The sequence below is a fragment of the Streptomyces sp. HNM0575 genome, assembly GCF_012726265.1.
Lineage (GTDB): Bacteria > Actinomycetota > Actinomycetes > Streptomycetales > Streptomycetaceae > Streptomyces.
In genome coordinates, this window is sequence record NZ_JAASAG010000005.1 from 1 (window position 1) to 26,041 (window position 26,041).

The window sequence follows — 26,041 nt, forward strand, 5'->3', positions numbered from 1 at the left end:
TTTCGGTGGTCATAGCGTGAGGGAAACGCCCGGTTACTTTCCGAACCCGGAAGCTAAGCCTTACTGCGCCGATGGTACTGCATGCGGGAGCGTGTGGGAGAGTAGGACACCGCCGAACTATTAGTAAAGGGGCTGTGGTTCCGGGACTGTTAAGTGCCGGAACCACAGCCCTTATTCATGTGGTCACCGGCAGTTCATTTTCCGCCCTCACCATCGGCGCCATGAGCGCGACTGAGATGACGGGTGTGGGTGTAGGAAGCGGAGACGAGGTCGTGGTGCCGGCCTTCGGCGGGGCCGAAGTGGCAGGCGCTGTAAGGGCGGTGGGGGCCCGCCCTGTGTTCGCGGACATAGATCCGCTGAGCTTCTGCTTGTCCCCGGCGGCTGTCGAAGCGGCCGTGACGGACCGGACCGTGGCGATCGCGCCCGTACATCTCTTCGGCCACCCCGCGGACATGGTGTGTCTGCGGGAGGTGGCGCAGCGGCGCGGGCTGAAGGTGATCGATCCGGATCCCGGGCCGTCGGTGGTGTCGGTCGATGCGACTCGGCGCCGGCAGTTCGCCGAGTATCTGGAGAGACGACTTCGGGGCGTGGTCATACCCACAGTGGCTATGGGAGTGCAGCACTCCTTCGATGAGTACGTGGTGCGTGTGCCCGGGAACGGGCGGCCCGACAGGGACGCGTTCAAGAGCGCGCTGCGGGCTCGCGGCGTGGCCTGCTACGTACCCGTGAAGACCCCTGCGCACCGCACGACGGAGTTCCGCAGCGACGTGTGGCTGCCGGAGTCGGAGCGGGCCGCCGCGGAGACGCTGGCGCTTCCGCTTGAGACCTCCATGACGAAGCGCGAACTGCACCGGCTGGTGTCCGCGTGCAACGGGCTCGGCGGGCTGCTGCTCGACGCGGCCTGCTGAGGACGTCGGCAGCCGACTGCGCGAGGCAGCGAAGTGGCGGTGGGCGAAGGTACCGGCGGCGGGAGCACCCCGCCGCGTCGGGTAAGATCGTCGCCGCCGCAGCGCGCCCCAATAGCTCAGTCGGCAGAGCGTCTCCATGGTAAGGAGAAGGTCAACGGTTCGATTCCGTTTTGGGGCTCTCAGCAAGCGAGTTGGAGTGAAACAGAGGCTTTCGTCGTCGGACGGAAGCCTCTTCTTGTTTGCCTCGTGTGCGGACTACTCCGGCACTCGCATCGCCAGGATCGCCATGTCGTCCGAAGGCGCTGCGGTCGCGAACCGTTCCACGGCGCGCATGACGCGTGCGGCGACGGCTCCCGCCGTCAGCCCCGTGCAGCTCGTCAGCACGTCGGTGAGGCCGTCGTCGCCCAACATGCGGGTGCCTTCGCGGCGTTCGGTCACGCCGTCCGTGACACACACCAGGACGTCGCCGGGGTCGAGGAAGACGGTCTGCTCGTACAGCTCGAGGTCGTCCATGACGCCGAGGAGCGGCTGCGGATCCGCGGCTGGCTCGACGCTGCCGTCCTGGCGGAGGCGCAGCGGAAGCGGGTGGCCCGCGCAGACGACCTTGAGCTCGGCGCTGCCGTCGTGCTGCGGACGCAACTCCCCGTAGAGCAGGGTCAGGAAGCGACTGCGCGCGCCCTCGTCGAGGATCGCGGTGTTGAGCCGGTCCAGTACCGCGGGACCGCCCAATCCCTCGCGGGCGAGGAGGCGCAGCGCGTGCCGGGCGAGGCCGGTCACCGCGGCGGCCTCCGGACCTGTGCCGCAGACGTCGCCGATGGCGAAGCCGTAGGTGCCCTCGGAGATGTCGAACAGGTCGTAGAAGTCGCCGCCGACCTCGTTGCCCTCGCCTGCCGCGCGGTAGATGACCTCGACCTCGACTCCGCCGCTGACTTCGGGGAGTTCGGGCGGGAGCAGGCTGCGCTGGAGGGACTGGCTGATCGCCGTGCGCTCCGAGTAGAGCCTCGCGTTGTCGAGGGCCAGTGCGGCACGGCGGGAGAGGTCTTCGGCGAGTTCGAGGATCTCCTGGCGGAACCGTTCCTCTGCGGGCTTGCCGAGGGTGAGCATGCCGATGACGCGGTTACGGGCGACAAGGGGGAGGACGACGGTCTCGCCGCCGACTGCCGCCGCCGTGGCGCGAGTCGAGCCCGGCGAGAGGTGGTGCTCCTCCTCGCCGAGCACCACCGTGCGGAGCGAGCTGCGCAGCGCCGCCGAGTGCGCCGCGTCCGACGGCGCGCTCCACACGCGGGCTCCCGGAGTGGGCACCGGATCCGGTGGATCGACCTTGTTGAGCAGGGCCTTGAGGTGGTCGATGCGGTCCTCGTCCTCGTGCAGTACGTACGACAGCTTGGGGTCGGAACCCGGATCGGTGACGGTGTAGACCGCGCACCATGCGGCGAGGGTGGGGACCGTCATCTGTGCCATCAGCGCCAGCGTCTGGTCCCGGTCGAGCGTGCCGGCCAGCAGGTCGGAGGCCTCGACGAGGAAGGAGAGCGAGCCGCGGCGCAGCCGCTCCAGCTCGGTGAGGCGTGCCCGCTCGACGGCGAGCGCGATGCGGTCGGCGGCGAACTGGAGGCGCAGCGCCTCCTCGTTCGTGTAGCGGCCCGGCGACTCGGTGGCGACGCCCAGCGAACCCGTCAGGCGGCCCTCGACCTTGAGCGGGACGGTGACGACGGAACGCATGCCGGTGCCCGCGAGCAGCGGGACGGCGCCCGGGACGACCGTGAGGTCTTCGTGCACGGAGGGCATGCGCGCCGAGCCGTAGCGTCCGGTGCCTGCCTCGACCGGTACGCGGGCGAAGCGCTGACGCGCGGACGGCAGGCCGGTGGACGCGCGTACTTCGAGCTCGGTCTCGTCGTCCGTGGCCAGCAGCAGGTAGGCGGAGTCGCCGTCGAGCATGTCGCGTGCCCGCTCGACTGTTCGCTGGAGCAAGCCGTCCAGGTCGTCCGGGGCCGGAGAACCGATGAAGATTTCGAAGGGGTCGATGGGACCCTCTCCGGTTTCCTGGCGGCTCGCGGAGTCCGGTGCCGGGCTGCGCAACGGGGACTGGAGTACGGCACGTTCATGGTCGCGTACGAGCAGGCACACCGTGGACGGCTCTCCGTCGCTGTCCCGCACGCGCAGGTGGGAGGCGTAGACGGGGATCGTACGTCCGTCGGCGTCGCGCAGCCCGTACGAGCCCTCCCAGCGGGAGAGCTGGAGCGCCTCGGCGATGCCCGTGCTGGTGCCAGGGGTGTGGGGCCAGGCGGCGAAGTCGGTGAGGGGCTTGCCGGTGACCTGCTCGGCCGGGTATCCGAAGAGCTGCTGCGCGTCCTCGTTCCAGGCGGCGATCGCGCCCTGGCGGTCGACCTGGATCACGGCCACGTGCACGCGGGCGTCCGCGACGGGGAGCGCGTCGTCGGGCAGCGCGGGACCGGCGGCACGGGTGCCGACGGGACGTTCCGGCAGGTCGAGGCTGAACCAGACGCGCTTGTCGGCGGCCGTGTAGTCGACGCCCCAGTGGGAGGCGAGCGCTGCGCACAGCAGCAGGCCGCGGCCGCCTTCGCGGTCGGGGCTGCCGAGGACGTGCGCCGGGTCCTGGAGCGGCAGTTCGCGCTCGGGATAGCGGTCGACGACCTCGATGCGGACGCTCTCGCCGTCGCGCAGGCACACGACTTCGGCGGCCGTGCCGGCGTGCACCACCGCGTTGGTGACGAGCTCGCTGGTCAGGACGACGGCATCGTCGACGATGTCGCCCAGGCCCCAGCCCTGGAGGGTGTCCCGTACGAAGGCACGGGCCGTCGCGACGGAACGTCCGACAGGCTCGAACGTGGCCGCTGCCCTCGCGGTGATCACTCGTCTCCCCTTGTATCGATGCTCGCTGCCCGCCCGCGCACCGTCCGCGCCCGGAGGGGCGTGCCGTGCAGCGATGACGGGTGCTGCCGGGCTGCCGGCCACGGGGCCGTCCCCGTCGCCGTTCGGGAGACTCATGCCGCCGTCCGCGACTGTGCCCCCGCGCTCGGCGCTGTGCTCTTGCGTCACCCGCGGCGCCCCTCCGTTGCCTTTCATGCTCTCGCAGCTGCCCCGCCCCGTTCGTGCGCTTCCACACGATTCGCACTTTTCGTTGCTCTGCCCGCAACACGGGACGGATGGACAGCCGGAAGCCAGGTTACTTACGTTCGCAGTGTGCGCGGGTGCCGGATCCAGTGTGTTTTCCGTCCGGGGTGTGTGGAGAGCCGTGTGCCATGCTGCCGAACTGTTATCGCCTGGTTCGGGCAGGGTGAAACACTGGGAAGGCTCGAAGCGAAAGCCCGGGTATGACGGCAGGACGGTCGACCCTTCGGGAGGGACACGGTGGAGTCTGGCGCAGCGGTGCGTAGCAAGAGTGCGCGCGCGAAGAGCAGCCGCTCCCGGAAGAGCGGGACGATCGAGGTCGACGCGGCATCCGTCAATCGGCTGCTGACGGCTCTTACGGCCATGCGGGACGGTAACTTCCGTAAACGCCTGACCGTCACGGGAGACGGGCCGATGGCGGAGATCGCGGCGGTCTTCAACGAGGTCGCGGACCAGAATCTCCATCTCACCGGTGAGCTGGCGCGAGTACGGCGCGTGGTGGGCCGCGAGGGCAAGCTCACGGAGCGGCTGGAGACCGGTACGTGCGAAGGCTCGTGGGCGGCGGCGATCGACGCGTCGAACGCCCTGGTGGAGGACCTCGTCAGGCCCGTGTCCGAGGTCGGCAGAGTGCTGACGGCGGTCGCCGAGGGCGACCTAGAGCAGCGGATGGATCTGCGTTCGCGCGGTGCCGACGGCAGCGGTCGCCCGCTGCGCGGTGAGTTCCTCAAGGTCGGGCGTACGGTCAACGGGCTCGTCGACCAGCTCTCCGCCTTCACGGACGAAGTGACGCGCGTCGCCAGCGAGGTCGGCACGGAGGGCAAGCTGGGCGGCCAGGCGCGGGTGCGCGGCATGTCCGGCTCCTGGAAGGACCTCACCGACTCCGTCAACACGATGGCGTCCCGGCTGACCGCTCAGGTACGGGACATCGCACTCGTGACGACTGCGGTCGCCAAGGGCGATCTGTCACGCAAGGTCACCGTCCATGTGGCCGGTGAGATGCTGGAGTTGAAGAACACCGTCAACACGATGGTCGACCAGCTCTCCTCGTTCCAGTCCGAGGTGACCAGGGTCGCCCGCGAGGTCGGCACCGAGGGGGAACTCGGCGGCCAGGCCCGGGTGCAGGGCGTCGCGGGCGTATGGAAGGACCTCACGGACTCCGTCAACCTCATGGCGGGCAATCTCACCTCCCAGGTCCGCGAGATCGCACAGGTGACGACTGCGGTCGCCAACGGCGACCTGTCGCAGAAGATCACGGTGAACGCGCGGGGCGAGGTCGCCCAGCTTGCCGAGACGATCAACACGATGACGGAGACGCTTCGTACGTTCGCGGACGAGGTGACCCGTGCGGCCAACGAGGTCGGCACGGAGGGCGTGCTCGGCGGCCAGGCGCAGGTACCGGGCGCCGCGGGCATCTGGAAGGACCTGACGGACTCCGTCAACACGGCGTTCCGCAATCTCACCGCTCAGGTGCGGGACATCGCGCAGGTGACGACTGCGGTGGCGAACGGCGATCTGTCGCAGAAGGTGACCGTGGACGTCTCCGGCGAGATGCTGGAGCTGAAGACGACGGTCAACACGATGGTCGACCAGCTCTCGTCCTTCGGTGCGGAAGTCACCCGCGTCGCACGGGAGATCGGCGTCGAGGGCGAACTGGGCGGCCAGGCGCAGGTGCCCGGGGCGGGCGGCACGTGGAAGGACCTGACGGACTCCGTCAACACGGCGTTCCGCAACCTCACCGGACAGGTGCGCAACATCGCGCAGGTGACGACTGCGGTCGCCAACGGCGATCTGTCGCAGAAGGTCGCCGTGGACGTCTCCGGCGAGATGCTGGAGCTGAAGAACACCGTGAACACGATGGTGGATCAGCTGTCTTCGTTCGCGGAGCAGGTCACGAGGATGGCCAGGGACGTGGGTACGGAGGGCCGCCTGGGCGGTCAGGCCCGCGTCGACGGCGTCTCCGGTACGTGGAAGGACCTGACCGACTCCGTCAACTTCATGGCGGGGAACCTGACTTCGCAGGTGCGCAACATCGCGCAGGTGACGACCGCGGTGGCTCGCGGTGATCTCTCGCAGAAGATCGAGGTCGACGCGCGCGGCGAGATCCTCGAGCTCAAGAACACCATCAACACCATGGTGGATCAACTGTCTTCGTTCGCCGAGCAGGTCACGCGGGTGGCCCGCGAGGTCGGCACGGAGGGACGGCTGGGCGGTCAGGCGCAGGTGCCGGGTGTGGCGGGCGTCTGGCGCGATCTGACCGACTCCGTGAACGGCATGGCCGGTAACCTCACGGACCAGGTCCGCAACATCGCCCAGGTCGCGACCGCGGTGGCTCGCGGTGATCTCTCGCAGAAGATCACGGTGGACGCGCGGGGCGAGATCCTGGAGCTGAAGAACACCCTCAACACGATGGTCGACCAGCTGTCTTCGTTCGCGGAGCAGGTCACGCGGGTGGCCCGCGAGGTGGGCACCGAGGGCATCCTGGGCGGTCAGGCCGAGGTCAAGGGCGTATCGGGTACGTGGAAGGACCTCACCCAGTCCGTCAACTTCATGGCGAACAACCTGACTTCACAGGTGCGGAACATCGCCGAGGTGACCACTGCCGTCGCCGACGGCGACCTCTCGAAGAAGATCACCGTCGACGCCAAGGGCGAGATCCTCGCGCTCGTGACGACCGTGAACACGATGGTGGACCAGCTTTCTTCGTTCGCTGAGCAGGTCACCCGGGTCGCCCGTGAGGTGGGCACCGAGGGCATGCTCGGCGGCCAGGCGCGGGTGCCGGGCGTCACCGGCATCTGGAAGGACCTGAGCGAGAACGTCAACCTGATGGCGAACAACCTCACCAGCCAGGTCCGTAACATCTCGCAGGTCGCGACCGCGGTCGCCAACGGAGACCTGACGAAGAAGGTCACCGTCGAGGCGAGCGGCGAGGTCGAGCAGCTCGCGGACACCCTCAACACGATGGTGACGGCGCTGTCCACGTTCGCCGAGGAGGTCACCAGGGTCGCCCGCGAGGTCGGTACGGACGGCGTGCTCGGCGGTCAGGCGCGGGTGGCCGGCGTCGCCGGCACGTGGAAGGACCTGACCGAGTCCGTGAACTCGATGGCGTCCAACCTCACAGGCCAGGTCCGCAACATCGCGATGGTCACCACGGCCATCGCCCGCGGTGACCTCACCAAGAAGATCGACATCGAGGCCAACGGAGAGATCCTGGAGCTGAAGACGACGATCAACACGATGGTCGACCAGCTCTCCTCCTTCGCCGAGCAGGTGACGCGGGTGGCCCGAGAGGTGGGCACCGAGGGCCAGTTGGGCGGTCAGGCACGCGTGCGCGGGGTCGCGGGCACGTGGAAGGACCTGACCGACTCGGTGAACGAGATGGCCTCCAACCTCACCCGCCAGATGCGCGCCATCGCCGACGTCGCCACCGCCGTGACGCGCGGCGATCACAACGTACGCATCGACGTCGAGGCCGCCGGCGAGATCCTCCAGCTCCAGGGCTACATCAACACGATGATCGCCAACCTCCGCGAGACCACCCTCGCCAACCAGGAGCAGGACTGGCTCAAGGGCAACCTCGCGCGGATCTCCGGCCTCATGCAGGGGCGCCGCGACCTGAAGGACGTCGCCGGGCTGATCATGAGCGAGCTGACGCCCGTCGTGTCCGCGCAGCACGGCGCCTTCTTCCTCGCCTTCTCCACCGGTGAGGACAAGGAGGACGTGGGCATCGGCGCGGACCACAGCGCCGACGGCAACTACGAGCTGCGCATGGTCGGCAGCTACGGCTACACGACCGACGCCATGCCGACGACCTTCACGCCGGGCGAATCCCTCGTCGGCACGGCGGCGAAGGAGGCGCGGACGATCCTCGTGGAGAACGCGCCGCCCGGCTATCTGAAGATCTCCTCCGGGCTGGGGGAGGCGCCGCCCGCGCACGTCATCGTGCTGCCCGTCGTCTTCGAGGGGACGATCCTCGGCGTCATCGAGCTGGCCGCGTTCCAGCCGTTCGCGCAGATCCAGAAGGACTTCCTGAACCAGATCGCCGAGATGATCGCCACGAGCGTCAACACGATCAGCGTCAACACGAAGACCGAGGTCCTGCTCCAGCAGTCCCAGGAGCTGACCGAGCAGCTGCGTGAGCGCTCCGAGGAGCTGGAGAACAGGCAGCGCGCCCTCCAGGAGTCCAACGCGCAGCTGGAGGAGAAGGCCGAGCAGCTCGCGCAGACCAACAGCGACATCGAGATCAAGAACCGCGAGATCGAAGAGGCGCGGCAGGTGCTGGAGGAGCGCGCCGAGCAGCTGTCGGTCTCGATGCGCTACAAGTCCGAGTTCCTGGCGAACATGAGCCACGAGCTGCGTACGCCGCTCAACTCGCTGCTCATCCTGGCCAAGCTGCTGGCGGACAACGCGGAGAGCAATCTCTCCCCGAAGCAGGTCGAGTTCGCCGAGACGATCCACGGAGCCGGGTCCGACCTGCTCCAGTTGATCAACGACATCCTCGATCTGTCGAAGGTCGAGGCGGGCAAGATGGACGTCAGCCCGACGCGCATCGCGCTCGTGCAGCTCGTCGACTACGTGGAGGCCACATTCCGGCCGCTCACGGCCGAGAAGGGCCTCGACTTCTCCGTACGCGTGTCACCCGAGCTGCCCGCCACGCTCCACACCGACGAGCAGCGGCTCCTCCAGGTGCTGCGCAACCTGCTGTCGAACGCGGTGAAGTTCACCGACACCGGCGCGGTCGAGCTGGTGATCCGCTCCGCACACGCGGACGTTCCCGACGTGATCAGGGAGCAGATGCTGGAGCACGGATCGCTGCTGGACGCCGACGCGGAGCTGATCGCCTTCTCGGTGACCGACACGGGAATCGGCATCGCGGCGAGCAAGATGCGGGTCATCTTCGAGGCGTTCAAGCAGGCGGACGGCACGACCAGCCGCAAGTACGGCGGCACGGGCCTGGGCCTGTCCATCAGCCGTGAGATCGCCCGGCTGCTGGGCGGCGAGATCTACGCCGCGAGCGAGCCGGGCCGCGGCTCCACCTTCACGCTCTACCTGCCGCTGCACCCGACCGAACTGCCGCCCCACGGCTATGCGCAGCTCGGCTCGGGCACGCTCGCGGTCTCCGCGGCCGCGGAGACCGGAGCCGCGGCTGCCGAGCGCATCGAGCCGCTGGAGCGGACCGAGGAGCCCGAGGAGGAAGCCGCCGGGGGCGAGGGCGTCGCCGGGGAGGCCGCCGCCGGCGACGAGGAGTCGCAGCAGCAGTCGGCCGGCGACGTCGCCGCCACGGAGGCCGAGCGCGCCGCGGCCTCACTGGTACGGCGCCGCCGCCGGCGCAGCGGAGAGCCCGGGCAGCAGCCCGAACTGCCCCCCGAGGCGCAGCCCGAGCCCCGGGCGTTGCAGAACGGCCGCGGCGGGCAGGGAGCGCGCTACGGCCGTACGGCCTCGGGCACCGGATCGGCGGGGCCCGGCTCCGGTGCCGCGGAGGAGGGCGAGAAGGGTGCCGGCTCCCGTGACGACTCCTGGCTGCACAGCGGGCAGGACCTGGTCGAGCCGGGCCCGGGCGCCGACTTCGGCGGCGAGAAGGTGCTCATCGTCGACGACGACATCCGGAATGTGTTCGCGCTCACAAGTGTGCTGGAACAGCACGGACTTCAGGTCCTCTACGCCGAGAACGGCCGCGAGGGCATCGAGGTGCTGGAGCAGCACGACGACGTGACCGTGGTGCTGATGGACATCATGATGCCCGAGATGGACGGCTACGCGACGACGGCGGCGATCCGGAAGATGCCGCAGTTCGCGGGCCTGCCCATCATCGCGCTGACGGCCAAGGCGATGAAGGGCGACCGGGAGAAGAGCATCGAGTCCGGGGCGTCCGACTACGTCACGAAACCGGTGGACACCGACCATCTGCTCACCGTCATGCAGGAGTGGATGAGCGCGCGCTGATGTGGCACGGTGCTGGTAGCGGCCGGGCGCTGACACAGTGTGTCCAAGGCGTGTGGAAGTGCGGACGACCGGGAACCTTTCGGTCTCTTGAGGCGTTTCCGCTGTGTGCACAGTGACATCACGGTGACAGGGTGTGGCGAACACCGGCGTGCGGCTACGATGACCCGCACAAGGACGGGCGGCGCTGTGGATGAGCGGCCCCCACGGGCGGCGTCGGACAGACTGCCGGGGCGAGGAGGACGGGCCATGGTGCAGAAGGCCAAGATCCTCCTGGTCGATGACCGGCCGGAGAATCTGCTGGCGCTGGAGGCCATTCTCTCCGCGCTCGATCAGACACTGGTGCGGGCATCGTCAGGGGAGGAAGCGCTCAAGGCGCTGCTGACGGACGACTTCGCGGTCATTCTGCTCGATGTGCAGATGCCGGGCATGGACGGCTTCGAGACGGCGGCCCACATCAAGCGCCGGGAGCGTACGCGCGACATCCCGATCATCTTCCTGACGGCCATCAACCATGGACCGCACCACACCTTCCGCGGTTATGCGGCAGGTGCGGTGGACTACATCTCCAAGCCGTTCGACCCGTGGGTGCTGCGCGCGAAGGTCTCCGTCTTCGTCGAGCTGTACATGAAGAACGTTCAGCTGCGGGAGCAGGCCTCGCTGCTGCGGCGGCAGTTGGAGAACGGCAGCGGCGCGGGGCAGACGGCCGCCGAGAGCACGGAGCAGGAGGAGGAAGGCACCGAGCCGCCCGGGCTCCTGGCCGAGCTCTCCGCCCGTCTCGCGGCCGTCGAGGAGCAGGCCGAGGCGCTCTCCAAGCAGCTGGGCGACAGCGCCGAGTCGGCTACCGTCGCCACGGCCGCGCATCTCGAACGTAAGATCACCGGGCTTCGCAGGGCGCTGGACGCCCTGGAGCCGGGAGCGGGCGGCGGAGCCTCCGCGCAGGTCCCATCGCAGAACTGACCCGTACCGGCAGGGGAGTTCGCGGAGGTGCGCGGCCGCGGCTGAAACCCCGTCAGCGTTGCCGGCCCGGCCCCGGCCGGCCGCGCGGAGGCGGTACGGAGCATCACGCCCGCGCCGCACGGCCGTTCGTGCCCTGACCGCCCCGACGACGGTAACCTCACCACCATGGCCTCTCGTACGTCCGGCGCCGGAAAGGCAGCCAAGAAAGCGCCCGCGAAGAAGGCTGCCGCGAAGAAGGCGCCGGCGAAGCAGGCCAACGCCAGGAAGACGGCGGCCAAGAAGCCGGCGCCCAAGGGGAAGGCCAAAGCGGCGCGCAAGCCTGCTCCTTCACCCACCGGCGGCGTCTACCGGCTGGTGCGCGCCTGCTGGCTGGGCGTCGCACATACCGTCGGGGCGCTCTTCCGCGGCATAGGGCGCAGCACCAAGGGTCTCGACCCGGCCCACCGCAAGGACGGCCTGGCGCTGCTGCTGTTCGGTATCGCCCTGGTGGTCGCGGCGGGCACCTGGTCCAACCTCAAGGGCACCGTCGGCGACCTCGTCAAGATGCTGATCACCGGCGCCTTCGGACGGCTCGATCTGCTGGTGCCGGTACTCCTCGGCGTGATCGCCGTACGGCTCATCCGGCACCCGGAGAAGCCGGAGGCCAACGGCCGTATCGTCGTGGGGCTTTCGGCGCTCGTCATCGGCGGCCTGGGGCTGGTGCACATCGCGTGCGGCGCGCCGGGCCGGGGCGCGGGCGAGAGCGCGATCCAGGATTCGGGCGGGCTCATCGGCTGGGCGGCTTCGCGGCCTCTCATCGAGACGGTCGGCGGGGCGCTGGCGTTGCCGCTGCTGGTGCTGGTCGCCCTCTTCGGGCTGCTGGTGGTCACCGCCACCCCCGTCAACGCGATTCCGCGGCGGCTGCGCGCCCTCGCCGTACGACTCGGGCTCGCCGATCCCCCTGCCGCGGCAAGGGAGTTCGGGGACGACGAGGACGAGGCGGAGCGCACCGCGGGCCCGGGACGCGGGCGCGCCCACAGCATGCGCAAGGAGTACATCGACCCCGCGCAGGCGGAGAAGGCGGCCCTGGACAGCCGCCGGTCCGCGCGCAAGGGCCGTGCGCGCCGCGGCGGCACCGCCGCGGGTGCCGCGGGACGGGGCGACGAGTCGGTGGACCTGGCCGCGGGCGCCGCGGCATCGCTCGACGGAGCGCTGCTGCACGGCGTGCAGCCTTCGCCGCTCGTAGCGGATCTGAGCAGCGGCGTCTCGTCCGGCGAGCGGCGCAAGGCAGCCGAGGGGGCCGGGAGCGACGGCGAGGGCGGCGACGCCTCGCCGACGGACTCCGACGTGTCTCCGCCCGGTACGCGGCGGGGGAGCCCGCGAGGGGGTGCCGCCCGCCGCGAGGACACCCCCGTCCCCGATCTGACGAAGTCACCACCGGCGCAGCGCGATCCCGAGGCGCTGCCGCCGCGTGCCGAACAGCTCCAGCTCTCCGGCGACATCACCTACTCGCTGCCCTCCCTCGACCTTCTGGAACGGGGCGGCCCGGGACGTACGCGCAGTGCGGCCAACGACCGGGTCGTGGAGCAACTGACCAACGTCTTCACCGAGTTCAAGGTGGACGCCGCCGTCACCGGCTTCACCCGCGGGCCGACCGTCACCCGTTACGTGATCGAGCTGGGTCCCGCGGTGAAGGTCGAGAAGATCACGGCACTGACGAAGAACATCGCCCTGGCCGTGGCCAGTCCGGACGTGCGGATCATCAGTCCCATCCCGGGCAAGTCCGCGGTCGGCATCGAAATCCCCAACAGCGACCGGGAGATGGTCAATCTCGGTGACGTGCTGCGCTCCGCCGAGTCCTCCGGCGAGGAGCACCCGATGCTCGTCGGTCTCGGCAAGGACGTCGAGGGGGGTTATGTCTCGGCCAATCTCGCCCAGATGCCGCACATACTGATCGCGGGCGCCACGGGCTCCGGCAAGTCCTCGTGCATCAACTGCCTCATCACCTCTGTCCTGGCCCGTGCCACCCCGGAGGACGTACGCATGGTGCTGGTCGACCCCAAGCGGGTCGAACTCACCGCATACGAAGGCATTCCGCACCTCATCACGCCCATCATCACCAACCCGAAGAAGGCCGCCGAGGCGCTCCAGTGGGTCGTGCGCGAGATGGATCTGCGCTACGACGACCTGGCCGCGTACGGCTACCGCCACATCGACGACTTCAACTCGGCGGTGCGCAGCGGGAAGGCCACGGCGCCGGAGGGCAGCGAGCGCGAACTGGCGCCGTATCCCTATCTCCTCGTCATCGTCGACGAGTTGGCGGACCTGATGATGGTGGCGCCGCGGGACGTCGAGGACGCGATCGTCCGGATCACACAGCTCGCGCGTGCCGCGGGCATCCATCTGGTGCTGGCCACGCAGCGCCCCTCCGTCGACGTCGTCACCGGCCTGATCAAGGCCAATGTGCCGTCCCGGCTGGGCTTTTCCACCTCCTCCCTAGCCGACAGCCGCGTCATCCTCGACCAGGCCGGTGCCGAGAAGCTGATCGGCAAGGGGGACGCGCTCTTCCTTCCGATGGGCGCGAACAAGCCGGTCCGGATGCAGGGAGCGTTCGTCGGCGAGGAGGAGATCCACGGGGTCGTCACCCACTGCAAGGAGCAGATGTCCCCGGTCTTCCGGGACGACGTGGTCGTCGGGCAGAGCAAGAAGAAGGAGATCGACGAGGAGATCGGCGACGATCTGGACCTGCTGTGCCAGGCCGCCGAGCTGGTCGTTTCCACGCAGTTCGGCTCGACGTCGATGCTCCAGCGGAAGCTGCGGGTGGGCTTCGCCAAGGCGGGCCGGCTGATGGACCTGATGGAGTCGCGCGGGGTGGTCGGGCCGAGCGAGGGCTCGAAGGCACGTGACGTGTTGATCAAGCCCGACGAACTCGATGGTGTGCTGGCCGTGATCCGCGGGGAGTCTCACCCGTAAGGACGAGTGAGGCAACCGTTTCCCGGGCGTATAAGTCAAGTTGGAGACGGGAGCGGGCAGAGGTGTCCGAAGTCAGGCGGTACGACGATCCTGATGGCGTACAAAGTTCGTCCGCCCGCTTGCCCCACTCTTTTGCCCCGCCCCTAGACTGAACGTCCAGCAGGTGGCTACACGCTCGAAAGGCGCCCCCGTGTCCATCGGCAACGAAGCGGAAGAGGACCGTCCAACGGTCGGTCAAGCCCTCCGACAAGCCCGTATCGAAGCACGGCTGACGGTCGACGAAGTCAGTACGTCTACGAGAGTGCGCGTCCCCATTGTGCAGGCGATCGAAGCGGACGACTTCTCCCGTTGCGGCGGGGACGTCTACGCCCGCGGGCACGTCCGCACACTGGCCAGAGAAGTCGGTCTGGACCCACAGGAACTCGTCGCGCAGTACGACGAGGAACACGGGGGAAGACCGCAGCCGACCCCGCCTGCCGCCCTCTTCGAAGCGGAGCGGATCCGCCCGGAGCGGCGCAGGCCCAACTGGACGGCCGCGATGGTCGCCGCGATCGTCGCGGTGGTCGGGTTCGTGGGCTTCACCCTCGTCGGGGGAGGCGGTGGCTCCGAGCCGTCCAAGGCGAAGGAGACCCCCTCAGCGAGGCCGACGGAGACGGACACCCCCTCCAGGCCGCCCGAGACCTCGCCCCCCGAGGACCAGAAGCCGTCCGAGACCGTCGCGCCGTCCGACAGCGCCATCGCCGCGGCTCCGGCCGACAAGGTGACTGTCCAGATGACGGCGGAGAAGGACGTCTGGATCTCCGCACGTGACCACAACGGGCGCCTGGTCCACGAAGGCGTGCTGAAGAACGGCAAGAGCAAGGTCTTCACCGACGACAAGCGCATCAGCCTCGTGCTCGGCAACGCCGGCGGCGTGAAGCTCTACGTCAACGGCAAAGAGGTCAGGAACGTCGGCGAAGAAGGCCAGGTACAGCGCGTCAGCTACACCCGGGGCGATCCGGAAGCCGGCTAGGTCCGCGGATCCGTCGCATCCGCGGTCCGGCCGCGAAGCGACGTGACCATCTGTCGACCCGTCGACAGGTCGGACTCCCTGACCTGGGCACCGGCGCCCGGTACCGCAGGGTCTCGGCCCCAGCGCGTCCCGCCCACCAGCCGCAGTCTCACCTGCGGCTGGTGGGCGGGACGTGACGAAGTACGCTGAGTCCATGCCCGAACGCCGCACCGTCGCCCTTGTCACGCTTGGCTGCGCCCGTAACGAAGTCGACTCCGAAGAGCTGGCAGGCCGCCTGGCGGCGGACGGCTGGGACCTCGTGGAGGAGGCCGCGGAGGCCGACGTCGCCGTGGTCAACACCTGCGGATTCGTCGAGGCCGCCAAGAAGGACTCGGTGGACGCCCTCCTCGAGGCCAACGACCTGAAGTCCGGCGGGAGTCCGGACGAGGGCGGCTCCCGTACCAAGGCCGTGGTGGCGGTCGGCTGCATGGCCGAGCGTTACGGCAAGGAGCTGGCGGAGGCCCTTCCCGAGGCCGACGGCGTGCTGGGCTTCGACGACTATGCCGACATCTCCGACCGGCTGCGGACCATCCTCGGCGGAGGCGTGCACGCCCCGCACACCCCCAGGGACCGCCGCAAGCTGCTGCCCATCAGTCCGGCGGAGCGTCAGGGCGCGGGTCCGGGGGTGGCGCTGCCGGGCCACGGCACGCACACGGGTCCGGGCCCGGATGAGGCCGGTGAGGCGGGTGCCACGACTGCGCCCGAGGACCTGCCGGACGGAGTCGCACCGGCGTCCGGGCCGCGGGCACCGCTGCGGCGGCGCCTGGGCGACAGCCCCGTGGCGTCGGTGAAGCTGGCCTCCGGCTGCGACCGGCGGTGCTCGTTCTGCGCGATCCCGTCCTTCCGCGGCTCGTTCATCTCGCGGCGGCCCTCGGACGTGCTGACGGAGACGCGCTGGCTGGCCGGGCAGGGCGTGCGGGAGGTCATGCTCGTCTCCGAGAACAACACCTCCTACGGCAAGGACCTGGGCGACATCCGGCTCCTTGAGACGCTGCTGCCGGAACTGGCCGCCGTGGAGGGCATCGAGCGGATCAGGGTCAGCTATCTCCAGCCCGCCGAGATGCGGCCGGACCTGATCGACGTACTGACGCACACGGAGAAGGTCGCCCCGTACTTCGACCTGTCCTTCCAGCACTCGGCTCCCGGGGTGCTGCGGGCGATGCGGCGTTTCGGCGACACCGAGCGCTTCCTCGGGCTGCTGGAGACGATCAGGTCCAAGTCGCCGCAGGCGGGCGTCCGTTCGAACTTCATCGTGGGCTTCCCCGGGGAGACCGAGGCCGACGTCGCGGAGCTCGAGAGCTTCCTCGGGCAGGCGCGGCTGGATGCGATCGGCGTCTTCGGATACTCCGACGAGGACGGCACCGAGGCCGCCGGATACGAGGAGAAGAACGACCCCGACGTCGTCGCGGAGCGCCTGGAGCGGGTCTCCCGCCTCGCGGAGGAACTCACCGCGCAGCGTGCCGAGGAGCGGCTCGGCGAGACGGTGCACGTGCTCGTCGAGAGCGTGGGAGACGACGACGGCGAGGAGCGCGACGAGGCGTACGGACCGGGCGAGGCCGGCACCGTGCTGGTCGGCCGCGCCGCGCACCAGGCGCCCGAGACCGACGGCCAGGTGCTGCTGAGAGGCGGTCCCGCACCACTACGGGACTCCGCGATCGGACGTATGGTCGAGGCGAAAGTCGTCGCCGCTGAGGGCGTGGACCTGGTCGCCGAGCCGCTGCACACCGGTGCCGAGGGGGGCGACGGGGGCGGCACAGGCAGCAAGGAGGCCGGCGGATGACGGGAGTGCCGGCCTCCGCGGCGAGTGGTGGTGCGATGGCCAAACCCCAGCACAAGCCCCAGTACGAGTCACTTCCCGGTGCCGCCGCGGGGGCGGTCCGCCGGGTGAGTCTGTGGAACGTCGCCAACATCCTCACGATGGTGCGGCTCCTGCTCGTCCCCGGTTTCGTGACGCTGATGCTGTGGCACAGCGGGCACGATCCGGCATGGCGTTCGTTCGCCTGGGCCGCGTTCACCGTCGCCATGATCACGGACCTCTTCGACGGTGAACTGGCCCGCCGGTACGACCTCGTCACCGACTTCGGCAAGATCGCCGACCCCATCGCGGACAAGGCGATCATGGGTGCGGCGCTGGCCTGTCTCTCCGTGCTGGACGATCTGCCCTGGTGGGTCACCGGCGTGATCCTCTTCCGCGAGCTGGGCATCACGGCGATGCGGTTCTGGGTGATCCGGCACGGCGTCATCCCCGCCAGCAGGGGCGGCAAGCTGAAGACCCTCGCCCAGGGCGTCGCCGTGGGCATGTACGTGCTGGTGCTGACCGGCCCCCTGGCGACGCTGCGCTGGTGGGTCATGGCGGTGGCCGTCGCGTTGACGGTGGTGACGGGGCTGGATTACGTACGGCAGGCGGTCGTGCTGCGCCGGGCGGGCCGCGCCCGCGAGCGGGAGGCGGCCGCGGCACGGAACGCGGACGCGGACCCCGGCGGGCGGAGGGAGCCTCCGGAGCCCGCCGGTCCCGCGGCGTCTGCCGGGCCGGAGCAGCCGTGACAGACGTACCGGCCCCCGCCGAACGGGAAGAGGACTACTTCGACGTGGCGGCGCACGTGCTGGAGCTGCTGGTGGAGCGAGGGGAGACGCTGGCCGTCGCCGAGTCGCTCACCGGCGGCATGGTGGCCGCGGAGATCACGGCCGCTCCGGGGTCGTCGCGGGCGTTCCGCGGCTCGGTCACGGCGTATGCGACGGATCTGAAGCGGGAGCTGCTGGGCGTCGACGGGGCGCTGCTGGAGGAGCGGGGCGCCGTCGACGAGGATGTGGCCCGCGCCATGGCCGAGGGCGTACAGGCGGCGCTCAGCGCTTCCTGGGGAGTGTCCACGACCGGGGTCGCCGGCCCCGACGAACAGGACGGTCAGCCCGTGGGCACGGTGTTCGTCGCCGTCGCGGGACCGCACGGGACCGTGTGCCGCGCGCTGAAGTTCGACGGCGACCGCGCGGAGATCCGCAAGCGGAGCGTGAGTGGCGTTCTGGGCCTGCTGCAAGGTGAACTGGCAGGGAATGCGCGGAAGAAGGGTAAGGAACAAGACGGGGGGAATGGTTGTTTGCAGCCCTGAGTGAACACGAGATAGCTCCCCGCACGGGTGCAGCCCGAGGCGGTACGGTGGAGCCTGAAGGATTCACGCCCGATGGGGTGGTGGGTATCAAGCTGTGGAAGACGCCGCGCGTTGAGAGGGAGGAGCACCGATGATTCTGCTCCGTCGCCTGCTGGGTGACGTGCTGCGTCGGCAGCGCCAGCGCCAGGGACGTACCCTGCGCGAAGTCTCTTCATCTGCCCGGGTTTCGCTCGGGTATCTCTCCGAGGTCGAGCGTGGCCAGAAGGAAGCCTCCTCGGAGCTGCTGTCTTCGATCTGCGACGCGTTGGACGTGCGGATGTCGGAGCTCATGCGGGAGGTCAGCGACGAGCTGGCGCTCGCGGAGCTGGCCGAGTCCGCTGCGAGCGAGACCGTGCCGGCCCCGATGCGGCGCACTGTCCTCAACCCGGTCTCCGTGACATCCGTCACAGGCGTTCCGGAGGAGCGGGTCACGATCAAGGCGCCCGCGGAGGCAGTCGACGTGGTTGCGGCCTGAGGCTCGTTCGGACGGAGAGCACGAGAGTTCACCGAGAGGCCCCGCCGGTTCGTCCGGCGGGGCCTCTCGCTGTCTGCCGACCGGCGGCCGCGGGTTCCGTGCGTGGGGGCGTCTCGCTGTTCGTGCGGCTCGTCGCCGCCGGTCTGTGCGGGGTCGCTCCGCCCGGCGGTCCAGCTGATTCGTACTGCTGTCGCGTGGTCGCGGAGAGTACGCGACCATGAGCACGACGGCGGGCGAACGTGGCCCGAGGCCGGGCTGTGCGGGAGGTGCGGAGATGGCGGGGTGCATACGGCGGCTGCCTGCTCGCCGGGTCCTGACTGCCGCCGCCGCGATGGTCGCGGCGTGGCTCGTATGGCGGCTGACGGCTCACACGGCGCCACCGGCCGGGGCCATGGCCCCGGTGCTCGGGTGGGGGCTGGGGCTGCTGCCCGTCCACGTGACGTTGACGGCACCGCGGCGCCGGGGAGGGGAGCCGAGGGTGCGCCGCCCGGCCCAGGAATACGAGTGGGGCCGGCGGCTGGGGTGGGAGCGCACGGGGACGGGTGAGGGTACGGGCGCGGGCGGGCCGGGAGCGGATACGGCGAACTGACGGGCGGAGCGGGCGAGTTCGAGGGGCATGTCGACCGTCGGTGGCGAGGGCTCGTCGCGGATCCGGGGCCCGTGGGGGCAGCTAAGGGTGGGGGCCCGGCTGACAGCGCGGGCAGTAGAAGGCGGTGCGGGGGCTGTCGGGCGGACCGTGCCGGCCCGTACGCACCGGGGTGCCGCAGCGGTGGCAGGGCCTGCCGGTGCGTCCGTACACCCACAGCGCGCGGTCGCGGTCGGGGCCCGTGCGCGCGGCGGCCTGGGTGGTACGGCGGTCGAGGCGGTCCTTGTTGGCGTCGAGGAGATTGCGGGCGGCGGCGACCAGCTTCTCCAGCCTGTGCGGCGGCAGTTCACCGACGGGTGTCCAGGGCGAGACGGCCGCGAGGAAGCACAGCTCGGCGGCGTAGACGTTGCCGATGCCCGCGAGATTGCGCTGATCCAGAAGGGCCTCCACGAGGGGCCGGCCGGGGTCGGCGAGCAGGCGGCGCAGGGCCTCCGGCGCATCCCAGTCGGGGCCCAGCAGGTCGGGGCCCAGATGCCCCAGGGCCGCGGCCTCCTCGTCGGTGCGCAGCAGTTCGAGGAGTGGAAGTCGGTAGCCGGTGGCCGTGCCCGCGGCCGTCGCGAGCACCGCACGGATCTGATGAGACGGGCCGGCACCGCCCCGCGCGGGCCGCTCGGGGGTGCTCACCCGCCAGGCGCCCTCCATTCCGAGATGGGAGTGGACGGTGAGGCCGCCCTCGACGCGGATCAGGAGGTGCTTGCCGCGGGGCGCCGCCTCCAGAGCCCGGCGCCCGGCGAGATCGGTGGTCGCGAGCCGGGGGACGCGGAAGTCGGTGCGTGTCAGCGGCTTCCCCGCCAGCACCTCGTGCAGGCGCCGCGCCGTATACCAGACGGTGTCTCCTTCGGGCATGAGAACTCACCCTCGCAGAGCCGTCGGTGCGTCAAGTCGCCGCGGCGGACCGGCAGTCGGCCGGCGCACGGCCGTCGGTGGGCAGGTCGCACAAGTCACGGCGGTCATCGCGCCCGCAGCCGCAGACCGCGCGGAGTGGCATGGAAACCGGCGCTCTCCAGGAGAGTGCCGAACGGCGAGGAGAGGGCGGGCGATCCGTTGACGCGCTCCACGGTGACCGTGCCGAGCGCACCCTCCAGCGCCGCTCGCGCCAGGGCCTCTGCCGCCGTGACCGGTGCGGGCACACCGCCCGCCGCGTCCGTGACGGCGCCGGCCGGGGCCGTGACGCCGTCCGGCGACGACGCCCCCGGCCACACCAGCAGCGTCTTGCCGCCCCGCTCCATATAGATCGTCAGCTCACCGTCGACGAGGACGACCACGGCGCCCGCCTTGCGCCCCGGCTTGTGCGTCGCACCCTCGGGAGGATCGGGCCAGGGCAGGGCCGCGCCGTAGGCGTTCGCCGGGTCGGCCGCGGCCAGCACCACCGCGCGGAAGTGCTGCTCGCGCTCGCGCGCCGTGTGCACCGCGCGCAGCCTGTCGATGGCGCCGTCCATGGCGAACTGGGCCGCGCCCAGGCCCTCCACGACATATCCGCGCCGTGCCTGCCCGCTCTCCTCGAACGCGGACAGCACCTTGTACGCCGCGGAGAAACCGCCCTCTACTCCCTCGGCCGCCACCGCTCCCCGCGTGACGACGCCGTGCCGGTCGAGGAGCGTACGGGCAAGGGCGTGCGCACGGTGCGTCGCGTCCGTCTCGGCGGCCGGAAGCAGGGACCAGCGGCCCGCGACGGTCGGCGGGCCGTTACGGGAAGCGGTCGGCCGGTTCGTACCGCTGCGGGTGGCGGCCGCGGTCAGCGAGCCGTAACGCCCGCGCGGCACGGCACGTTTGGCGCGGTGCGCCGTCGAACCCGCCGTACGCCCGGAGCCGAGGAGGGCGCGAAGCGGTGCGAGCGTGTCGTTGGAGACGCGGCCGGACCAGGCCAGGTCCCAGAGGGCGTCGGCGAGCCGCGGATCGGTCGCCTCCGGCTCCGCGGTGGCACGCACATGGTCGGCGATCTGACGGAAGAACAGGCCGTATCCCGGGGCCAGCGCATCCAGCACGGCCTGATGGAGCGGGGTCAGCTCCACCGGCAGCGGGGGCGGCAGCAGCAGCGGCGCCGAATCCGCCGGATACAGCGACAGCCAGCCGTCCTTGCCGGGCAGCGAACCCGCACCGGCCCACAAGACCTCACCGGATGTGGTGAGTTCGTCCAGCATGCCCTGGCCGTAGTCGCGTACGCGGCCCGGGAGGACCAGCTTCTCCAGCGCCGACGCGGGCACCGGCGCGCCCTGCAACTGCTCGACGGTGCGCATCAGTCCGTCGATTCCGCGCACGCTGCCGGAGCCCGACGGGGACATGTGCTGCCACTGCGGCAGGAACGCGGCGAGGGCCGAGGCGGGCACCGGCTCCAGCTCCTGCCGCAGCGCGGCGAGCGAGCGGCGCCGCAGCCGGCGCAGCACCGCGGCGTCGCACCACTCCTGGCCCACCCCGGCGGGATGGAACTCGCCCTGCACGAGTCGCCCGCTCGCCGCGAGCCGCTGCAACGCCCCTTCCGCCACGGCGGTGCCCAGCCCGAAGTGCGCGGCGGCGTCGGCGGACACGAACGGCCCGTGCGTACGGGCGTAACGGGAGAGGAGGTCGCCGAGCGGGTCGGGCACAGGCTCCGTGAACGCCTCCGGGACACCCACCGGCAGCGCCGCGCCCAGAGCGTCCCGCAGACGGCCCGCGTCCTCCACCGCCGCGAAGCGCTCCTCCCCGGCGACGCGGACGCGGATCGCCCGCCGGGCCGACTCCAGCTCCGCCGCCCACCGCGGATCCGCGCCGCGCTCCCGCAGCGCGTCCGCCGTCAGGGGACCCAGCAGCCGCAGCACATCGGCGACGCCCTCGGCGTCCTTCACGCGGCGGTCCTCGCTGAGCCACTGCAACTCCCGCTCCAGCTCCGCCAGGACCTCCGGGTCGAGCAGCTCGCGCAGCTCCGCCTGGCCCAGCAGCTCGGCCAGCAGCCGGGAGTCCAGCGAGAGGGCCGCCGCACGGCGCTCCGCCAGCGGCGAATCCCCCTCGTAGAGATACTGCGCGACATAGCCGAAGAGCAGTGAGCGGGCGAAGGGGGACGGGTCGGTCGTGGTCACCTCGACCACGCGCACCCGGCGGGCCTCGACGTCGCCCATCAGCTCCGTGAGACCCGGCACGTCGAAGACGTCCTGGAGGCACTCCCGCACCGCCTCCAGCACGATCGGGAACGAGCCGAACTCCGAGGCGACCTGGAGCAGTTGGGCCGCGCGCTGCCGCTGCTGCCAGAGCGGGGTGCGCTTCCCGGGATTCCGGCGCGGGAGCAGCAGGGCGCGCGCCGCGCACTCACGGAACCGCGCCGCGAAGAGCGCCGAGCCGCCCACCTGGTCGGTGACGATCTGCTCGACGTCCCCCGCGTCGAACAGCACGTCGGAGACGCCGACCGGGGCCTGCCCGTCGTCGAAGGCCGTGCCACCGCCGACCTCACCACCGGAGCCGGAGCCGGCGCCGGAGCCGCCGCCGGACGGCGGACCCGAGGCCGCCTCCTCCAGCAGGTCGAGGCCCATCACATCCGCGTCGGGAAGGCGCAGCACCAGACCGTCGTCGGCGTGCATGACCTGGGCGTCCATGCCGTACCGCTCGGTGAGGCGGGCGCCCAGGGCCAGCGCCCACGGTGCGTGCACCTGCGCACCGAAGGGCGAGTGCACCACCACCCGCCAGTCGCCCAGCTCGTCACGGAAGCGCTCGACCACGATCGTGCGGTCGTCCGGGACATGGCCGCAGGCCTCGCGCTGCTCGTCGAGATACGCGAGCAGATTGCCGGCGGCCAGCTCGTCGAGACCCGCGGCGGACAGCCGCCCCCGCGCGTCCTCCCGGCCGAGCGAACCGATCTCGCGCAGGAACGCACCCAGCGCACGCCCCAACTCCAGCGGGCGGCCCAGCTGATCGCCCTTCCAGAACGGCAGCCGGCCGGGCACGCCCGGAGCCGGAGTGACCAGCACCCGGTCCCGGGTGATGTCCTCGATCCGCCACGAGGTCGTGCCCAGCGTGAACACGTCTCCCACGCGCGACTCGTAGACCATCTCCTCGTCCAGCTCACCGACCCGGCCGCCGCCCTTCTTGGGATCGGCACCCGCCAGGAAGACACCGAAGAGACCGCGATCCGGGATCGTGCCCCCCGAGGTGACGGCGAGCCGCTGGGCGCCCGGCCTGCCGGTCACCGTCTGCGCGACCCTGTCCCACACCAGCCGCGGCCGCAGCTCCGCGAAGGCGTCGGACGGATAGCGGCCCGCGAGCATGTCCAGCACCGCGTGGTACGCCGACTCGGGCAGCGATGCGAAAGGCGCCGCGCGGCGCACGACCAGCAGCAGCTCCTCAACGTCCCACGTGTCCACCGAGACCATCGCGACCAGCTGCTGCGCCAGCACGTCCAGCGGATTCGACGGGATGCGCAGCGCCTCGATCGCGCCCTCGCGCATCCGCTCCGTGACGACCGCCGACTGCACCAGATCACCGCGGTACTTGGGGAAGACCACACCGGCCGAGACGGCGCCCACCTGATGCCCGGCACGCCCCACACGCTGAAGCCCCGACGCGACCGAGGGCGGCGACTCGACCTGCACGACCAGGTCCACCGCGCCCATGTCGATGCCCAGCTCCAGGCTGGAGGTCGCGACGACGGCGGGCAGCCGCCCCGACTTCAGCTCCTCCTCCACCACCGCGCGCTGGTCCTTGGAGACCGAGCCGTGGTGCGCACGGGCCAGCAGCGGCGGTGCTCCCTTCGCCGACCCCGCCTCGGCCATGACCTCCGCCGGCGAATGGTGCTCGGGCATCGGCTCGCCCGTGGCGCGCTCGTACGCGATCTCGTTGAGCCTGTTGCACAGACGCTCGGCGAGGCGGCGGGAGTTGGCGAAGACGATCGTGGAGCGGTGCGCCTGCACGAGGTCGGCGATGCGCTCCTCAACGGACGGCCAGATCGAGGGCTTCGCGCCGCCCCCGGGCCCCCCGCCGGAGCCCGCGCCGCCGGCGGCGTCCTGCGCGGGCGAGCCGCCCAGCTCGCCCATGTCCTCCACGGGCACCACCACCGACAGGTCGAACTCCTTGCCGGAGGGCGGCTGCACGACCGTGGCCTTGCGCTGCGGTGAGAGGAAACGCGCCACCTCGTCCACCGGGCGCACCGTCGCGGAGAGGCCGATACGGCGTGCGGGCCGCTCCAGCAACTCGTCCAACCGCTCCAGGGACAGGGCGAGATGGGCACCGCGCTTGGTGCCGGCCACCGCGTGCACCTCGTCCAGGATCACCGTCTCCACACCGGAGAGGGCCTCACGGGCGGCGGAGGTGAGCATCAGGAACAGCGACTCCGGCGTGGTGATCATGATGTCCGGCGGGCGGCGCGCCAGCGAGCGCCGCTCGGCGGCCGGGGTGTCACCGGAGCGGATGCCGACCCTGATCTCGGGCTCAGGCAGGCCGAGACGCACGGACTCCTGGCGGATGCCGGTCAGCGGACTGCGCAGATTGCGCTCCACGTCGACCGCGAGGGCCTTCAGCGGCGAGACGTACAGCACGCGGCACCGCTTGACCGGGTCCGCCGGAGGGGGAGCGGAGGCCAGCCTGTCGAGCGAGGCGAGGAAAGCGGCGAGGGTCTTGCCCGAGCCGGTGGGCGCCACGACCAGCGCGTCCGACTCCTCGGCCAGCGCCCGCCAGGCGCCCGCCTGCGCGGAGGTGGGCGCGCGGAACGCCCCCGTGAACCAGGCGCGGGTCGCGGGGGAGAAGACGTCGAGCGCCGAGGCCGCCGAGGCGTCCGGCGCGGAGCCCGATGAGGGGCCCGGCGAGGTCTGACCCATGCTGTCCATCGTGCACCTCGCCACTGACAACGCACCTCACCGCCGGGCGACCCGGACACCCGGCGCAGAATGGGGCCCATGGGAGCGGGCGAGAGCGCACGGCACTGGCGGCATCCGATGCTGCCGGACGTCGATCTGCTGCACGCCCGTTATCTGCGCAAGACGTTCGCCCGGCACACGCATGACGCCTACGTCATCGGGGCCGTCACCGAGGGCGTGGAGGCCTTCCGGCAGCGCGGCACCGAGCACCGTGCCGGGCCCGGCGGGCTCGCGCTGATCAACCCCGGCGTCCCGCACTCGGCACACGCGGGCGTTCCGGAGGGCTGGCGCTACGACGTGCTGTATCCGGCACCCGGACTCGTCGCCCGGATCGCCGCCGAGACCACGCCGCTGCGCGGCACCCCCGGCTTCGTCGCCGCAGTGGTGCACGACTCCGGGAGCGCCCGTCTCGTCGCCGGCGTGCACCGCGCGGCGGAGGGCGGCCAGCCGCTCGCCGCGGACAGCCTGCTGCGGATCGTGGTGGCCCGCGTGCTCCGGCTGTACGGCGGCGCGCTCTCGTCGCGCCCCGTCGCCTCTGCGGGCGCCCGTACCGCCGAGCGCGCCCGCGCCGTCCTGGAGGAGCGGATGGCCGATCCGCCCACCCTGGAGGCGCTCGCGGGCGAGCTGGCTACCGGCACCTTCGCGCTGCTGCGCGCATACCGCGAGCGGTACGGGATGCCGCCGCACGCCTGGCTGAACGACGCCCGCGTGCACCGGGCGCGGACCCTGCTCGACTCCGGTGTGCCGCCCGCGGAGACCGCCGCGGCGGTGGGCTTCACCGACCAGTCGCACCTCAGCCGGCACTTCGGGCGCACCGTGGGCGTACCGCCCGGCGCCTACCAGCGTGAGCGCCTGCGTCCCAGGTGAACGGCCCGAACGCATCGCGTGGAAGTCCTGGCCGCCGCCCGGCGACCGGTCCCCGTAGCGCAAAAACGTACAAGACCAGGGCTGTGCGTCCCGGCTAGCGTGACGCGCGTGCTCGAACAGAAGGACGACTCAGACTCTGCCACCGGCCCGCCGCCGG

General features: G+C 71.0%; 14 protein-coding genes, 1 tRNA gene and 1 rRNA gene. 13 read left to right on the plus strand and 3 right to left on the minus strand.

From position 1 onward, the window contains the following. Position 1: 1 nt before the first annotated feature. The 3 genes from rrf to HCC61_RS13750 all read left to right on the plus strand — a co-directional run bounded on the left by rrf (position 2) and on the right by HCC61_RS13750 (position 1,086). Positions 2 to 118: ribosomal RNA gene (gene rrf, locus HCC61_RS13740) — 5S ribosomal RNA — on the plus strand. Positions 119 to 179: 61 nt separating this feature from the next. Continuing rightward, positions 180 to 908: a DegT/DnrJ/EryC1/StrS family aminotransferase gene (locus HCC61_RS13745; RefSeq protein WP_346777215.1), complete on the plus strand. Its 729-nt coding sequence runs from the start codon at positions 180 to 182 to the stop codon at positions 906 to 908. Positions 909 to 1,013: 105 nt separating this feature from the next. Next, positions 1,014 to 1,086 (plus strand) — tRNA-Thr (locus HCC61_RS13750). Positions 1,087 to 1,163: 77 nt separating this feature from the next. Here the strand turns inward: HCC61_RS13750 and HCC61_RS13755 are convergent. Next, entirely contained in the window at positions 1,164 to 3,779 is a 2,616-nt protein-coding gene (locus HCC61_RS13755) for a SpoIIE family protein phosphatase (RefSeq protein WP_346777216.1), read from the minus strand. A 498-nt stretch (positions 3,780 to 4,277) separates the two neighbouring features. Between HCC61_RS13755 and HCC61_RS13760 the strand changes: the two genes are divergently transcribed. From HCC61_RS13760 to HCC61_RS13800, 9 genes are all read left to right on the plus strand, one after another. Beyond that, positions 4,278 to 9,977: a HAMP domain-containing protein gene (locus HCC61_RS13760; protein WP_169135724.1), complete on the plus strand. Its 5,700-nt coding sequence runs from the start codon at positions 4,278 to 4,280 to the stop codon at positions 9,975 to 9,977. A gap of 246 nt (positions 9,978 to 10,223) precedes the next feature. Further along, complete coding sequence (locus HCC61_RS13765; RefSeq protein WP_169135725.1) at positions 10,224 to 10,934, plus strand: response regulator; 711 nt, start codon at positions 10,224 to 10,226, stop codon at positions 10,932 to 10,934. A 165-nt stretch (positions 10,935 to 11,099) separates the two neighbouring features. Continuing rightward, positions 11,100 to 13,886, plus strand: coding sequence for a DNA translocase FtsK (locus HCC61_RS13770; protein WP_169135726.1), 2,787 nt, complete (start codon positions 11,100 to 11,102; stop codon positions 13,884 to 13,886). Between the two features lie 190 nt (positions 13,887 to 14,076). Continuing rightward, the gene (locus HCC61_RS13775) at positions 14,077 to 14,898 is read left to right on the plus strand and encodes a helix-turn-helix domain-containing protein (protein WP_169135727.1); all 822 of its coding nucleotides are present in this window, start codon (positions 14,077 to 14,079) and stop codon (positions 14,896 to 14,898) included. A gap of 193 nt (positions 14,899 to 15,091) precedes the next feature. After that, positions 15,092 to 16,717: a 30S ribosomal protein S12 methylthiotransferase RimO gene (gene rimO / locus HCC61_RS13780; protein WP_169135728.1), complete on the plus strand. Its 1,626-nt coding sequence runs from the start codon at positions 15,092 to 15,094 to the stop codon at positions 16,715 to 16,717. After that, a complete protein-coding gene (pgsA, locus tag HCC61_RS13785; RefSeq protein ID WP_169135729.1) occupies positions 16,714 to 17,481 on the plus strand; it encodes a CDP-diacylglycerol--glycerol-3-phosphate 3-phosphatidyltransferase in 768 nt (255 codons plus the stop codon). The genes rimO and pgsA overlap by 4 nt, the downstream gene beginning before the upstream one ends. Further along, the gene (locus HCC61_RS13790; protein WP_346777181.1) at positions 17,478 to 18,041 is read left to right on the plus strand and encodes a CinA family protein; all 564 of its coding nucleotides are present in this window, start codon (positions 17,478 to 17,480) and stop codon (positions 18,039 to 18,041) included. The genes pgsA and HCC61_RS13790 overlap by 4 nt, the downstream gene beginning before the upstream one ends. Before the next feature lie 130 nt (positions 18,042 to 18,171). After that, the gene (locus HCC61_RS13795; RefSeq protein WP_169135730.1) at positions 18,172 to 18,555 is read left to right on the plus strand and encodes a helix-turn-helix transcriptional regulator; all 384 of its coding nucleotides are present in this window, start codon (positions 18,172 to 18,174) and stop codon (positions 18,553 to 18,555) included. Between the two features lie 217 nt (positions 18,556 to 18,772). Then, a complete protein-coding gene (locus HCC61_RS13800) occupies positions 18,773 to 19,144 on the plus strand; it encodes a hypothetical protein (RefSeq protein ID WP_169135731.1) in 372 nt (123 codons plus the stop codon). An 81-nt stretch (positions 19,145 to 19,225) separates the two neighbouring features. On the opposite strand, the gene HCC61_RS13805 is transcribed toward HCC61_RS13800, so the two are convergent. Together HCC61_RS13805 and HCC61_RS13810 are read right to left on the minus strand one after the other, a co-directional pair. Beyond that, the gene (locus HCC61_RS13805) at positions 19,226 to 20,047 is read right to left on the minus strand and encodes an Fpg/Nei family DNA glycosylase (RefSeq protein ID WP_169135732.1); all 822 of its coding nucleotides are present in this window, start codon (positions 20,045 to 20,047) and stop codon (positions 19,226 to 19,228) included. A gap of 104 nt (positions 20,048 to 20,151) precedes the next feature. Next, a complete protein-coding gene (locus tag HCC61_RS13810; RefSeq protein WP_169135733.1) occupies positions 20,152 to 24,978 on the minus strand; it encodes a DEAD/DEAH box helicase in 4,827 nt (1,608 codons plus the stop codon). A gap of 78 nt (positions 24,979 to 25,056) precedes the next feature. Between HCC61_RS13810 and HCC61_RS13815 the strand changes: the two genes are divergently transcribed. Next, a complete protein-coding gene (locus HCC61_RS13815) occupies positions 25,057 to 25,884 on the plus strand; it encodes an AraC family transcriptional regulator (protein WP_346777182.1) in 828 nt (275 codons plus the stop codon). Positions 25,885 to 26,041 lie beyond the last annotated feature (157 nt).